At 68.3% G+C, this 12,971-nt stretch carries 9 protein-coding genes and 2 pseudogenes; 8 read left to right on the forward strand and 3 right to left on the reverse strand.

Annotated features, from left to right (window positions below; all coding sequences use genetic code 11):
• Positions 1-193: 193 nt before the first annotated feature.
• Positions 194-784 (forward strand): annotated as a pseudogene (locus BN3001_RS08585) (nucleotide exchange factor GrpE); the annotation flags it as partial.
• 66 nt (positions 785-850) lie between these two features.
• Here the strand turns inward: BN3001_RS08585 and BN3001_RS08370 are convergent.
• A pseudogene (locus BN3001_RS08370) lies at positions 851-1,174 on the reverse strand (DHH family phosphoesterase); the annotation flags it as partial.
• Positions 1,175-1,280: 106 nt separating this feature from the next.
• On the opposite strand from BN3001_RS08370, the gene BN3001_RS06015 reads away from it, so the two are divergent.
• From BN3001_RS06015 to BN3001_RS06030, 4 genes are all read left to right on the forward strand, one after another.
• Positions 1,281-2,255 carry a DnaJ C-terminal domain-containing protein gene (locus BN3001_RS06015; RefSeq protein ID WP_058270867.1) on the forward strand — a complete coding sequence of 325 codons (975 nt, stop codon included), beginning with the start codon at positions 1,281-1,283 and terminating at the stop codon, positions 2,253-2,255.
• On the forward strand, positions 2,245-2,700 hold the full coding sequence (locus BN3001_RS06020) for a heat shock protein transcriptional repressor HspR (protein ID WP_235815064.1): 456 nt from the start codon (positions 2,245-2,247) through the stop codon (positions 2,698-2,700). The genes BN3001_RS06015 and BN3001_RS06020 overlap by 11 nt, the downstream gene beginning before the upstream one ends.
• Before the next feature lie 272 nt (positions 2,701-2,972).
• Positions 2,973-5,636 carry an ATP-dependent chaperone ClpB gene (gene clpB, locus BN3001_RS06025; RefSeq protein ID WP_082630024.1) on the forward strand — a complete coding sequence of 888 codons (2,664 nt, stop codon included), beginning with the start codon at positions 2,973-2,975 and terminating at the stop codon, positions 5,634-5,636.
• A gap of 234 nt (positions 5,637-5,870) precedes the next feature.
• The gene (locus BN3001_RS06030; RefSeq protein ID WP_058270868.1) at positions 5,871-7,193 is read left to right on the forward strand and encodes a PASTA domain-containing protein; all 1,323 of its coding nucleotides are present in this window, start codon (positions 5,871-5,873) and stop codon (positions 7,191-7,193) included.
• A gap of 377 nt (positions 7,194-7,570) precedes the next feature.
• Here the strand turns inward: BN3001_RS06030 and BN3001_RS06035 are convergent, their stop codons facing one another.
• Positions 7,571-8,179 (reverse strand): hypothetical protein, encoded by a 609-nt coding sequence (locus BN3001_RS06035; RefSeq protein WP_058270869.1) that lies wholly within the window; start codon positions 8,177-8,179, stop codon positions 7,571-7,573.
• A gap of 399 nt (positions 8,180-8,578) precedes the next feature.
• Here BN3001_RS06035 and BN3001_RS06040 point away from each other — a divergent pair, with 399 nt between their 5' ends.
• Positions 8,579-9,004: an Hsp20/alpha crystallin family protein gene (locus tag BN3001_RS06040; RefSeq protein WP_058271267.1), complete on the forward strand. Its 426-nt coding sequence runs from the start codon at positions 8,579-8,581 to the stop codon at positions 9,002-9,004.
• Positions 9,005-9,201: 197 nt separating this feature from the next.
• Here BN3001_RS06040 and BN3001_RS06045 read toward each other — a convergent pair whose 3' ends face one another.
• The gene (locus tag BN3001_RS06045; RefSeq protein WP_058270870.1) at positions 9,202-10,044 is read right to left on the reverse strand and encodes an MBL fold metallo-hydrolase; all 843 of its coding nucleotides are present in this window, start codon (positions 10,042-10,044) and stop codon (positions 9,202-9,204) included.
• Between the two features lie 164 nt (positions 10,045-10,208).
• On the opposite strand from BN3001_RS06045, the gene pepT reads away from it, so the two are divergent.
• On the forward strand, positions 10,209-11,441 hold the full coding sequence (pepT, locus tag BN3001_RS06050) for a peptidase T (protein ID WP_058270871.1): 1,233 nt from the start codon (positions 10,209-10,211) through the stop codon (positions 11,439-11,441).
• On the forward strand, positions 11,438-12,952 hold the full coding sequence (gene tilS, locus BN3001_RS06055) for a tRNA lysidine(34) synthetase TilS (RefSeq protein ID WP_197407461.1): 1,515 nt from the start codon (positions 11,438-11,440) through the stop codon (positions 12,950-12,952). Before pepT ends, tilS begins: the two co-directional genes overlap by 4 nt.
• Positions 12,953-12,971: the final 19 nt, after the last annotated feature.

Consider the following 12,971-nt stretch of genomic DNA (forward strand, 5'->3'; position numbering starts at 1 on the left):
TGCCAGACGACATTCCAGACGCCAGGGCGCCCGGGCCAAGGCCCGGGCAGCCCGGCATGAAGGTTCCGAGGAGGGTGACGTGAAGGTGCCTATCAGCGAGGTGGACGACAGCAGGGACGCCGCTTTCGCATCCGGTCCCGACGCGGCGCCGGCACGGGCGGCAGACGCCCGTGGCGATGACGTGTCGGTCCAGGTGCCCGCCGACGACGACGCGGACGAGCGGGCGCGCGTCGAGGCCGCCATACGTGCCGGCGAGCAGGCTGCCGAGGAGGAGCTCAAGGTCGATGCCGACCGCATCGCCCAGGAGCGCGACGAGCTGCGACAGAGGCTCGTGCAGGCCGACGACGAGGCGGCGGCGGCACGCAAGCGGGCCGACGATGCCGCCGAGCGCCTGGTTCGCCTCCAGGCGGACTGGGACAACTTCCGGCGTCGCACGGCCCAGGAGCGCCTTGCCGAGAAGAGCCGCGCCGCCGAGAAGCTGGTCCTGAGCCTGCTGCCCGTTCTGGACGACATGGAGCGCGCCTGCGAGCACGCCGAGCAGAACCACGCGGACGACGCCGCGGTCCTGCAGTTCGTCGAGGGCGTCGAGGCCATCCATGACAAGATGTACGCCGCGCTCAACAAGGAGGGCGTCGAGGTCATCGACCCCGTGGGCGAACCCTTTGACCCGACGATGCATCAGGCCATCGGGCGCGAGGAGGACGCGAGCGTCTTTGACGAGACCGTCTCGCGCGTCTTCCGGCGCGGCTATCGCATGGGCGGCAAGGTCATCCGCAGCGCCATGGTCACCGTCAGCTTCGGCGGGGCCATACGGCCCGTACAGGACGCGCGCGAGGGCGACGCCGACGTCGCCGGCGGCGAACATGGCGTCGGCGTAGGAGTCGATGTCCTCGCCGCAGATCTTGGCAAGCTCGCGAGCGGCATGCTCGTCGCGCTTGGTGCAGGTGGGCGAGCGAAACGCCAGGGTGTCCGAGAGGATGGCGGACATCATGAGGCCGGCGATGTCGGGCGGAATCTGGACGCCCTGCTCCTGGTACATGCTGTAGAGAATGGTGTTGGTGCAGCCGACGGGCTCGTTGCGGAAGAGCGCGGGCGCCGAGGTCTCGATGGAGCCGATGCGGTGATGATCGACGATCTCCATGATGACGGCCTGCTCAAGGCCATCGACCGCCTGCGNCCACGGCCGGCGCCCCGCGGCGCCTGAGGCCAAGAAGGCCTGACGGTCGCGCGCCTCTGCCGCGGTCGCGCACGAAATCACAGCGAAAGGAGGCGTTCGCCTCATGGCAGGGACAAGAAGCTACTATGACGTGCTCGGCGTGAAGCGTGACGCCACTGCCGACGAGATCAAGCGCTCGTTTCGCAAGCTCGCCGCCAAGTATCACCCTGACGCGGGCGGCGACGAGACAAAGTTCAAGGAGCTCAGCGAGGCCTACACCACGCTCTCGGACCCCGAGAAGCGCAAGGAGTACGACCAGCTGCTCATGTTTGGCGGCATCCCCGGCCCCGACTTCGGCGGCTCCGGCGGGCGCGGCGCGCGGGGCTACACCTACACCACCAGCGCCGGCGGGGCCGACTGGTCCGAGATCTTTGACAACATCCGCAACGGCGACGGCGCCTTTGGCGGCTTTGACTTCTCGTCCATCTTTGGCGGGCAGGCAGGCGGCGCCGGGAGGGCCGGTCGTCCCGTCAAGGGCTCGGACCTCTCCATGACCATCGAGGTGAGCGCCGACGAGGCGTTCAAAGGCACGATGCGCAAGGTGAGCTACACCATCCCCTCGACGGGGGAGCGCCAGTCCATCAACGTCAAGGTGCCGGCCGGCGCCGTGGACGGGGGCAAGCTCCGCTATCGGGGGCGCGGCGAGTACGGCGCGAGCGGTGGCGCGCGAGGCGACCTCGTGGTCCTCACGCGCGTCGCCGAGCACCCCATCTTCAAGCGCGACGGCGCCGACGTGAGGATGGAGCTGCCCGTCAGCGTGTACGAGGCGGCCCTGGGGGCCAGCGTCAAGGTGCCCACGCCCGAGGGGATGGAAGTGCTTCTCAAGGTGCCGGCAGGCACTCAGGACGGCAAGACCTTCCGCTTTCGCGGCATGGGCGCCGCGGACGTCAAGCACAAGGGGAGCAAGGGTGCGCTGTACGTGACCGTCAAGGTTCGGGTCCCCACGCGGCTCTCGTCCAAGGAGCGCGAGGCGCTTGAGGCGCTGCGGGCGGCCGACGAGCGGGCCTACAGGAAGGACGTGGAGAGCTATGGCTCGTAGGGACGAGGCGGAGCAGCCCATGGGCGGGCGCGCCGACAGGGACAAGCCCCTCTACATGATCAGCGTCGCTGCCGAGCTCACGGGCATGCACCCCCAGACCCTGCGGGTGTACGAGCAGAAGGGCCTCGTGAACCCGGGTCGGTCGCGCGGCAACACGCGGCTCTACTCCCATCACGACATAGAGCGGCTCAACCTCATCAGCAAGCTCACGGACGAGGGCATCAACCTTGCCGGCGTCGTGCGCATCCTGGACATGCGCGAGCGGGCCGAGGAGCGCAATCGCCAGATCGACGAGCTGCGCGCTCGCGTGCGGGAGCTTGAGGACGACATTCACGAGCTGCGCACGCGCGAGCGGATCACGGCCCTGGCCCGCTACGACGGCTCGGACCCCGAGCAGGTCATGCGCGGGCTGCTCATGCAGGGCAAGGGCGACGAGGTCCGCTAGCCGCCGGCAGCGTCGACGTCGGTGGCCCGTGCCCTGATGGCGCCGGCCCCTGCCCCTGCCCCATGCCAATGCCCGGCGTCTCCGTCGCGCCCATGCGTCAGCGCCGCTGTTTTCTTGTATGGTGCAAGTCATATTATCTACTATAAACACACTTAGATTTTGAATATCCTCCTTCGATCTGGGAAAACTAAGTTCTGAAAGGAACAGTGGGGCCTGGACCACGACATGCGTCAAGGACGCGCTTCCAGGCAGCTACGGGAGGTTGAGGCCTTATGAGGTTTGACAAGTGGGCGGTCACGGCCCAGGAGGCGCTGCAGGCGTCGCTCAGCGTCGCGGCGGACGCCGAGGCAGGGCAGGTAAAGCCCATACACCTGCTCAAGGCGCTGCTGTCGTCGGGCGAGCGGAACCTGCGCGCCGTGATCGAGCGCGCGGGGGCGGACCCCGCCCAGGTCGAGGCACAAGCGGACGACGTCATCGCCAAGGCGCCGCGCGTCACGGGCGACATGAGCCAGATGAGCATCTCGCAGGAGCTGGCCGCCGTGGGAGACGAGGCGGAGCGCCTGGCGAGCAAGCTCGGCGACAGCTACGTCACGAGCGAGCACCTGCTGTGCGCCCTTGCCGACGAGCGAGGCGAGGCGGGCGCGGCGCTCAAGGCCGCCGGCGTCACCGGCAAGCGCGTCCAGGGGGCGTTCAGCGACCTCAGGGGTGACGAGCGCGTCACCGCGCAGGATGCCAAGACGCAGTTCGAGGCCCTGGAGCAGTACGGCAGAAACGTCACGGACCTCGCTCGGCAGGGCAAGCTCGACCCGGTCATCGGACGCGTGGAGGAGATCCGCCGCACCATCCAGGTCCTCAGCCGCCGCACCAAGAACAACCCCGTGCTCATCGGCGAGCCGGGCGTGGGCAAGACCGCCATCGTCGAAGGCCTCGCGGAGCGCATCGTCGCGGGCGACGTGCCCTTGACCATCAAGGACAAGGACATTGTGGAGCTCGACATGTCGGCGCTCGTCGCGGGCGCCAAGTATCGAGGCGAGTTTGAGGACCGCCTCAAGTCGGTCCTCAAGGAGGTCGAGAAGGCCAACGGCCGCATCATCCTCTTCATCGACGAGCTGCACACCATCGTGGGCGCCGGCGCCACGGAGGGGTCCATGGACGCGGGCAACATCCTCAAGCCGGCCCTGGCTCGCGGCGAGCTGCATGCCATCGGCGCCACCACCCTCGACGAGTACCGCAAGTACATCGAGAAGGACCAGGCCCTGGCCCGCCGCTTCCAGACCGTCCTGGTGAGCGAGCCCACGGTGGAGGACACCGTATCCATCCTGCGCGGCCTCAAGGAGCGCTACGAGCAGCATCATCGCGTGCGCATCACGGACGCGGCGCTGGTGAGCGCCGCGGACCTCTCCAACCGCTACATCAGCGAGCGCTTCTTGCCCGACAAGGCCATCGACCTCGTGGACGAGGCCGCCTCGCGCCTGCGCATGGAGCTTGACTCCATGCCCGCCGAGATTGACGCCGTGGACCGCCAGCTCACCCAGATGCAAATCGAGGAGCAGGCCCTCCTCAAGGAGGAGGACGCCGCCTCTCGCGAGCGGCTTGACGCCCTGCGCAAGGACATCGCCGTCACGCGCGAGCAGCTCGACGGCATGAAGGCGAGCTGGCAGAACGAGAAGCAGGCCGTCGATCGCGTCCAGGACCTCAAGGGGCAGATCGAGGGGGCCAAGGGCGAGGTCGACCGCGCCATACGCGACGGTAACCTGGCTCGTGCCTCCGAGCTGCGCTATGCCACGATTCCCGCGCTGCAGCGCCAGTACGACGAGGCGGAGCGCGTCCTGGCGGCCAAGCACGACGAGGGGGCCATCCTCAAGGAGGAGGTCACCTCCGAGGAGATCGCCGAGGTCGTCTCGGCCTGGACGGGCGTGCCCGTGTCAAAGATGATGCAGGGCGAGATGGAGAAGCTCAAGAGTCTCGAGGAGCATCTGCACAGGCGCGTCATCGGCCAGAACGAGGCCGTCGCCGCCGTGGCGGCCGCGGTGCGGCGCAGCCGCGCGGGGCTGTCGGACCCCAATCGTCCCATCGGCAGCTTCTTCTTCCTGGGACCCACGGGCGTCGGCAAGACCGAGCTCGCCAAGGCCCTCGCGGAATGCCTGTTTGACGACGAGAAGGCGCTCGTGCGCATTGACATGTCCGAGTACATGGAGAAGTTCTCCGTGCAGCGCCTCATCGGCGCGCCTCCCGGATACGTCGGCTACGACGAAGGCGGCCAGCTCACCGAGGCCGTGCGTCGCAGGCCGTACTCCGTCATCCTCCTGGACGAGATGGAGAAGGCGCATCCCGACGTCTTCAACGTGCTGTTGCAGGTGCTGGACGACGGGCGTCTCACGGACGGCCAGGGGAGGGTCGTGAGCTTCAAGAACACGATCATCATCATGACCAGCAACGTGGGCTCTCAGTTCATCGCTGGCGTAAACGCCGCGAGCGACCCGGACCAGGTGCAGCGTCAGGTCAATGACGCGCTGCGTCAGACCTTCAAGCCCGAGTTCCTCAATCGCATCGATGACGTCGTCGTGTTTCACGCGCTGGGTCTCGAGGACATCGAGCGCATCGTTGACATACAGCTCAAGGACGTGCGCAGCCGTCTCGCCAAGGAGCGCATCACGCTCGAGCTGTCCGACCTTGCCGCCCAGTCCCTGGCCTTTGACGGTCTTGACCCGGTGTACGGGGCGCGCCCGCTCAAGCGCCTCATCCAGCGCCAGGTGGTGGACAACGTGGCCGGGCTCATCATCGACGGCAAGCTCCACGAGGGAGACACCGTGCGCGTTGACGTGGGCGCGGGCGGGCTGGTGGCCACGCGGATGGACGTCGAGGGAGGCGCCGCCGACGCCGCTGCCGACGACGACGTCGATGACCAGCCCGTCGAGGCGGACAGCATCGAATAGGACCGTTCCCTCCGGGGCGGGCGCGCCCGAACCAGAAGGTCGCCTGCAGAAGTCGGGCGGTCGGGACATCGGTCCCGGCCGCCCGTCGCGCTCGCCGTCGCGCTCGCCGTCGGCCGTCCGGTCATGTCATGCTACGCTGTGAGCGACCGCGTCCCGCGTTCTCGGGACGCGCGCAGGCGACGGGACAACGTGCGGGCGACGGCCCGGCTCGGCGGTTGGGCAAGGGAGGTTCCAGTGCCACGAGAGCGGTCAGGGCCTTCCGGTCGCAAGGGGGTCACAGAGCGGTGGGGCACGGCCCGCACGGTCCTTGCCGTCCTGCTCGCGGGCACCTTTCTCTGCGGCGCCGTCGTCCTGGCGACCTACGGGCTCGAGCTCTGGGGCGGCAGGACCGTTCCCGACGTGGCGTTCAAAAATCACGACGCCGCCGTGGTGGCGCTTGCGGCAAAGGGGTTCGTGGTGCGCGAGGAGGACGTGCCGGTGGATGACGGCGTAGGAAGGGCCGTCGGCACCGACCCCTCGGCCGGCACTCGCCTCGCCGCGGGCAGCGAGGTCCTTCTACGCGTGGGTGTCGCCCGCGTCATGCCTGACGTCCAGGGGGTGCCGCAGGACGAGGCGCGTCGCGCGCTCTGCGACCTGGGGGCGCAGGACGTTCGCCTGAGCTACCGGGCTTCTGATGCGCCTCCCGGAACCGTCATCTCGACGGAGCCCGCGGCGGGCGCCAGCTTCAGGTCCACCGACGCCGTCACCCTGACGGTGGCGCAGGCGCTCACCGTCCCGTACGTCGTCGGCAAGACCGAGCGGGAGGCCCGCTCGCAGCTTGAGGCCGTCGGCCTGTCGCCGCAGGTTCGCTATGTCACGTCGGCCGACAAGGACCAGGGGACCGTCCTGTCCTGCGACCCCATCCCCGGCTCCGCGCTCGCCGCGGGCACGACCGTCGCGCTGGTCGTCTCGGCTCACTCGCCCACCGACTACCACCACCTGACGGAGTACTTTGCGTATAACCCGCGCATACTGTCGGGATATCTCTCTGACCAGGGCTTTTCGCTCAAGAGCAACTACGCCGCCGACGACGGGACGCTCCAGGCGCTCTTTGAGTCCGATGGCAAGGGCACGCTCGTGCTGGGCAGCCGTCCCTACTCGCACACCTTTGCCGTGGGACGAGGCAAGGCCGCCGGCGACCTGCTGGGTCAGGGAACGCCGTTTGACGGAATCCGCCTTGACCTGCCCTCATCTGAGCTGCCCAAGGGCGCGTCCGACCTCTCTGAGGCGGCTGTCTCGGCCGTCATGGACCTCTGCGGCCTCACGGGACGCCTTCAGACCGTCAACCAGGACACGGTCGCGAGGCCCGAGGGCCCTCAGGCGGAGTCCGTGTCGTTTGTCTGCGCCTATGGCAAGATGGGCGACACGTGCTGGACGGTGCTCATCGCAAACGAGCAGGGAGGAACGCGCGCCACGGTGACGGCGGCTCGCACGTCGCTCTATGAGGGCGTCAACCTGAGGCCGTTTGGTGGCAGCGTCTGCTCCTTCGTCGCCTACAGTGACGCGTGCGCCACCTGAGCCACATGAGGAGCCACGATGGAGGGGGTGCGCCCATGAGACTGACAGGAAGCGCTCCGGGCGCAGACTCCCGGGACCGTCGCGCCGTCGCGACGGAAACGGTCGTCGGGCGCGATGCGCCGGCACCTCGTGGGCCAACGGGGCCGGGGCATGACGGCGGGGCGCGGCCCAAGGGGGACGGCTCCCCGTTCCTGCGCCCGGAGGGGGAGGACGATGACGGCTACGATCCCTTCTCGGACCGCCCGCCGCGTGAGGAGCCTCTGTTTGAGCGAGATCCCTGGGCGTGAAAAATGCGCTGGCGCCGGGCATCGCGAAGGACGCCCGGCCGCCACGCCGCGCTAGCCCCGCGCGTCAGGAGGGGTCCGCAGGCAGATTGCCTACATGATCGAGCGCACGAGCGCCCCGATGACGAGGGCGGCGAGCGCCAGAAACACGATGAGGGCGACAAACGACTTGATCGACTTGCGCCGACGCGCCTGCTCCTGCGAGACGAAGATGGAGCGCCTGCCCTTGGGTATCTCAAGATACTGGCCATAGCGGCTGCCCCTGACCTGACCCATGCCGCTACGCGTCCTGCGGTAGGCGCCGCCCGTGAAGGCGCCGGCGCGCATGCCGCCGCGAACGGCCACGTTGGAATCGTGCGCGTACTGGCCTGTCGAGGCGCCATCCTCGGCAAGGTCGTCGATGGCATCCTGCGTCAGGCGCGCCGCGCGCTGGCGCACGAAGCCGGGCTGGACCCTGGACGGTCTGCCCACGCGGTCGTGGGAAGGCCGCGCGTCGCGCGGGGACGCACCCTGGCGCGCCGCGTCATCAAGGTGCGGTTCGGCAGCGTCCTGCGCGTCAGCGACGTGGCCGAAAGCCTCCGCCCGCGCGTCGGTCTTGGCGACGGGTCCCACGGGGGAATGACGGCGCCTGGGCTGCTCCGGCGCGCATGACGCCCCGGAACCCGTCTTGGGGTCGATGTCGTCGTACCTGTCCTCGTCCATGAGCACCTCCGGAGTCGCGGCGGGCCTTCTCCCGCCGCGCGCCACGCCTGGGTCACGGGCGCACCTAGCAGGCGCGCCTGTCATCTGCACCTATCATAGAGCAGCCGCGTCGGGCGACATAGCCCCGGACGCTGGCGAGCTCATGAGAATCACGGACAAGCCATCGTCCTTGCGCGTCTCGTCCGTTGCCCTGCGCGCATCTTCAGGAGGCGCCGTGGCTCGCTGCGCTTTAAACAATACCCCGAGCAATATCTTATATAGTATGACTTAGATTTCATGAGTATCTTACAGTAATAAAACCTTTCCCAAACGTATAAATTTATCGTGTGAGGGAACAATAGACATGTGCGACAAGGCGTTCGTCCAAAGAACGCCGCATAGGCAGAAAGGATGGTCATCATGTCTGGATTGATTCCGTACGATCGCTACGACAGGGCTTTGCGCAGGGCGTTCGATCCGTTTGACTCGTTCTTCTCGACGCCGCTCGCAGCGCTTTCGACCGATGACAGCTTCAAGATGAACGTCGAGGACGCGGGCGACGCCTACGTCGTGAGCGCCGAGCTGCCGGGCGTCAAGCGCGAGGAGATTGACGTCGAGCTCAACGAGGGGCGTCTGTCGATCTCGGTCGAAAAGAAGGAGACCGAGGAGGAAAAGGGCAAGAACTACCTGCACAAGGAGACGACGGAGTGGCGCGCCAGCAGGGGCGTATACCTCAAGGACGCCGCGACGTCCGGCCTGACGGCCAAGTTTGAGAACGGCGTGCTGAACGTCAACATTCCCAAGCAGGAGGAGAAGGCCAACGTCACCAAGGTCACCATCGACTAGCCGTGTCACTGCCGGCTGCCGTGCGACCGTATCGGACGGCGAGCGACAGCATGCGCCCAAGGCGCCCGACCGCATCAGCGCGGCCGGGCGCCTTGCCGTGTCAAGACGTCGCTCCGTGCCTCGCCTGCCGAACCGCCGCCCTGGCGTCGCGTCAGGCGCCGCCGCCCGTGTGTGCCGATGGCATGCAGCGACGCTCCCTACCACACCACCAGTGGCTCGTCCTGGCCGGCAACGCAGATGGTGAGGCTTCCATCCCGGCCGCGCGCCTCGGCCAGGGAGCCCGCCGAGACCTCCTGCGGACCAAGCGGCTGCGCCCCCAGCGCCTCGGAAAGCTCGCGAATGCAGGCGCCGGGCGTGTTGTTCTTCTGGGACAGGTGAAGCGCCACGACCGTCTCGGTGCCCTCGCCGACGAGCTGGGGAAGGGCGGCCGCGCACTGCGCGTTGGAAAGGTGGCCCGTCTCGCCTCCCACCCGGCTCTTGAGGAAGGAGGGGTACGGTCCGTGCGCCAGCATCGACGTGTCATGGTTGGCCTCGATGCCCAGGATGCGACAACCGCGCAGGGCGCCGAGCGCCTCCGCCGTCAAAAAGCCGGTGTCCGTGCACCAGCCCAGGGCGTCTTGGGGCTCGCCCCCCTCGTTTGCCACCGAGAGCCTCAGGCCAAAGGGGTCGGACACGTCATGGGAGGTGGGAAAGAGCTCCACGCGCATGCCGCAGACCTCAAAGGCCTCGTCATGCCTCACCAGCGAGAAGGGCATATCAAGCAGGCGCCGGCTCGCCGCCGCGGTGCCGGCGGTGGTGATGAGCTCGCAGGACAGGTTGCGGCGGACCACGTCCAGGCCCGAGCAGTGGTCGCCGTGCTCGTGGGTGAGGATGGCTGCCGTCACCTTGCGCAGGTCGACGCCCGCGCTCTCGGCGCGCCGCGTGAGCTCGCGCCACGACAGCCCGCAGTCGATGAGCAGCGACCCTCGCGGCCCCTCGATGACGGCGGCGTTGCCTTTGGACCCGCTGGCAAGGACGGTGAGATGAAGCGTGGGCGTCACGGTGTTCCCCTCGTCTGGCGCGGGACGTGCGTCCCAGCGCAAATCTGATAACTGGTCTACTCTAGACCACGGACAAAAAACGCGCGCGCAGGCGCGCGTGCGCCTGCGACGGGGCCTGCCCTGCGCCTCGTCGTCGCGGGACGCCTTCACGAAGGGAAGTTCACATGAGAGCCTATGAGCGTCTTCTGAGGTATGCGGTCGTGCGCACGCCGAGCGACGCGGACAGGGACACGACTCCCACCACCGCCTGTCAGTTTGACCTTGCCAAGCTCCTGGTCGAGGAGCTCGGCGAGCTGGGGGTGCGGGACGTGACGCTGAGCGACGAGTGCTTCGTGTACGCCAAGATCCCCGCCACGCCCGGTCTTGAGGACAGTCCCAAGCTGGGGCTCATCGCGCACATGGACACGGTGTCGCAGTTCTGCGACCACGACATCGTGCCCGTGCTGCACGAGGGCTATGACGGCGGCGATCTCGTCCTGGGCGACAGCGGCCGCACCCTGACCGTCAAGGATTTTCCCCACCTGCCCACGCTGGCGGGGCGCACCCTCATCACCACGGACGGCACCACGATTCTGGGCGCGGACGACAAGGCAGGCATCGCCGAGATCATGACCGTGCTCGAGACCCTGCGCGACGAGGGGATCGCCCACGGCCCGCTGCGCGTGGCCTTCACGCCGGACGAGGAGACGGGCACGGGCGCCTCCCACTTTGACCTCGCCGCCTTTGACGCCGACGTGGCCTACACGCTCGACGGCGACGTCGAGGGCCAGATTCAGTACCAGAACTTCAACGCCTGTCGTGCGGAGTTCGTGGTCACGGGCGTGAGCGTGCACCCCGGCGCCGCCAAGGACGTCATGGTCAACGCCGCGATCCTCGCCTGCCACATCAACGCGAGCCTCCCCGCGTTCGAGACGCCGCGCCACACGAGCGGCTACGAGGGCTTCTATCACCTGCTGTCCATCGAGGGCGACGAGGCGACGGCCAAGGTCGAGTACATCGTGCGCGACCACGACGCGGCCTCCTTCGCGGCTCGCAAGGCGACGCTGCGACACGTCGCGGACGTCATGAACGAGCGCTGGGGAGAGGGCACCGTACGCCTTGACATCGATGACGAGTATCAGAACATGGAGTCGGTCATCGCCGAGCGCATGTACATGATCGACGTCGCCAAGGAGGCAGCCGAGCGGGCGGGCGTCAGACCGGACGTCTCGCCCATTCGTGGCGGCACCGACGGCAGCCAGCTGTCGTTCCGGGGGCTGCCCTGTCCCAACCTGGGCACGGGCGGACACGGCTTTCACGGCCCCTACGAGCACATCACCGTGGAGGGCATGGACCTGGCCGCCAAGATGGCCCTTGAGCTCGTCAAGCTCTATGGCAAGAGGGGCAACCGCCCATGACCAGCGTCATGCGCAGGTTCGCCTCGGGCGAGCGCCGCTTTGACCGGCCCTCACCCAAAGGCGACGAGGAGACCCGCGCCCCTGTGGTGCTCATGGTCTCGGGAGGCGCCGACTCGACGGCGCTACTGCTGCTGGCCGTCGGCTCACGCCTGGACATTGACGACGGCAGGGGGTGCGTGCGCGTCGCTCGCGAACGCCTGCACGTGCTTCACGTGAATCACGGCCTGCGCGGCGCCGACGCCGACGAGGACGAGGCGTTCGTCCGGAGGCTTGCGGCATCCTGCGGCATTCCCTGCACGGTGCGTCGCGCGGACGTCAGCTCCCTGGCCCGGCGCGCCTCATACGCCGGGTCCAACGTGGAGAACGTCGGGAGGAAGCTGCGCTACGCCGCCGCCAACGAGCTTGCCAACGAGCTTTCCGCGACGTTTGGCACGCCCCGGTCGGCGGCGCGAATCCTGACCGCCCACACGGCCGACGACAGGGCGGAGACCTTCCTCATGAATGCGGTGAGGGGGGCGGGGGCGGCGGGCCTCTCGTCCATCCCCCGACGTCGCAACCGCGTCGTCCGTCCCCTGCTCGATCGCACGCATCAGGAGCTCTGCGACTTTCTGCGCATGCGCGGCGCCACCTGGCGCGAGGACGCCAGCAATGCCGACACGCGCTACCTGCGCTCGTTCGTGAGGCACCGCCTGCTCCCTTTGATGCGCGAGCGAAACCCACGCGTGGTGTCGAGCCTCTCGACCACCTGCGACATCCTCTCGGAGGAGGATGCCTATCTGTCCGGCGTGGCGGCCCGCGCCCTGCGGAGCCTGACGAGAAGGGACGAGGGCGGCGTCGTCGCCCTGGACGCCCGCAAGCTTGCCGCCCTGGACCTGGCCGTGGCGCGACGCGCGGTGCGCGCGGCCATGCTGCGGGCCTCCTGTGACGCGCGACTCGAGGCGCGTCACGTTGACGCGGTGCTGGCCCTTGTCGCCGCAGGTCATGGTTCGCTCTCAACGCCCATGGGCTGCGACGCGCGCGTCGAGTACGGGATGCTGTTCCTGAGGGCCCCGGGAGCCTCGCAGCAGGGAGAGCCCCTGTGGCTGAGGGTGCCGGGCGCGCGGACGCTCGCCGACGGCAGGGTCCTGAGGGCGCGTTTGCTCCCGCTTACGGACGCGCGCGACCCCGTCGCGGTCGCACGGGCGCACGGGATGGAATGGCAGGGCATGTCGGTGCTGCTCGACGCCGACGCCTGCGGTCTCAGCCAGCGGCAGGACTCGCGCCTGTGGGTGGACGCCGCGGCGCCCGGGGACGTCCTCTGCCCGCTGGGCATGCACGGTCAGTCAAAGAAGCTCTCGGACCTGCTCAACGAGGCGCGCATACCTGCGGCGGACCGCGCCGGCGTGCCCATCGTGCGCGTCGCGCCCAACAGGGAGATAGTGTGGGTGGCGGGCATTCGCGCCGACGAGCGCTTCCGCTGCACGTCAGACACAAAACTGCTGCTAGTATTAAGCATTGTCCGGCAAGGGTAGGTCCCTTGCCGCCCGGCGT

It is taken from the genome of Olsenella massiliensis (genome assembly GCF_001457795.1).
In the GTDB taxonomy this organism is placed as follows: domain Bacteria; phylum Actinomycetota; class Coriobacteriia; order Coriobacteriales; family Atopobiaceae; genus Olsenella_F; species Olsenella_F massiliensis.